Origin of the sequence: Pseudoalteromonas sp. SG44-1, from assembly GCF_014164315.1 — a bacterium.
Taxonomy (GTDB): Bacteria; Pseudomonadota; Gammaproteobacteria; order Enterobacterales; family Alteromonadaceae; genus Pseudoalteromonas; species Pseudoalteromonas rhizosphaerae.
This window is the reverse complement of record NZ_JACJEW010000211.1, coordinates 1-760: the sequence shown is the minus strand read 5'-3', so window position 1 is coordinate 760 and position 760 is coordinate 1. Positions and strand designations below refer to the sequence as shown.

Here is a 760-nt window from a genome sequence, read left to right as displayed (position 1 = left end):
TTAATGCATCGTGTTTTGCAGCTTTTCTATATTATGAACTAAGCAATACAGTTGCCATTGGGCATTCACTTTCGTTTGACCGCGTAAGGTCAATTTATTCATGCCTTTGTTAACTGTAATATTCCGCTTTTTACCATAAGGAAAGCAGGCTCAATAAAACCGAGTCTTTTACCATTTCTTTATAAAACATTGTCGTCGCTAAATTAGGCTATCTATTTTGACCGTCTATTTTAACCTTTATTTTGTCGGTGTAGCTCATTTTCCGTCTGCCAATGCTTATCAGCTAACGGTGGATTTAGATCATTGGATCCGACGTAGGATAAGAATGTGCTACTGGCGGCAATGGCGTAAACCTCGCACCAAAGTACGCAGTTTAATGAAATTGGGTGTTAGCGAACGACTCGCCATTGCATGTGGTATCACCAGTACCAAAAGTAGGCGTTTGGAAGCGAAGACCCTTGTCGAAGCTCAAAAACAAAAGGAATTAACATTGCGATAGGCAATGACTATCTAGCGTCACAAGGTTTAGTGTCATTGAGAGATATTTGGATCAATATTGATAACGGGAGATGAACCGCCCATAGAGAGAGGTGCTAAGAAGACACCCACCTTATGATTTGCAATGTATCAGTTATGTACTAATTTTATTATTAGCACAATAAATGAGCAGGTTGTCACATGGCTATTGCGAGAAAGCGTCAGATAAGTTTGGCTGATACAAAGTACTATCATTGTATTTCTAGGTGCGTACGTCGAGCCT

At 39.9% G+C, this 760-nt stretch carries 3 pseudogenes; 2 read left to right on the top strand and 1 reads right to left on the bottom strand.

Annotated elements, in window-relative coordinates:
* Window positions 1–170: pseudogene (locus tag H5187_RS23835) on the bottom strand (transposase); the annotation flags it as partial.
* Window positions 171–250: 80 nt separating this feature from the next.
* Between H5187_RS23835 and H5187_RS23830 the strand changes: the two are divergent.
* Together H5187_RS23830 and H5187_RS23825 are read left to right on the top strand one after the other, a co-directional pair.
* Window positions 251–573, top strand: a pseudogene (locus tag H5187_RS23830) (group II intron maturase-specific domain-containing protein); the annotation flags it as partial.
* A gap of 105 nt (window positions 574–678) precedes the next feature.
* A pseudogene (locus H5187_RS23825) lies at window positions 679–760 on the top strand (Mobile element protein); the annotation flags it as partial.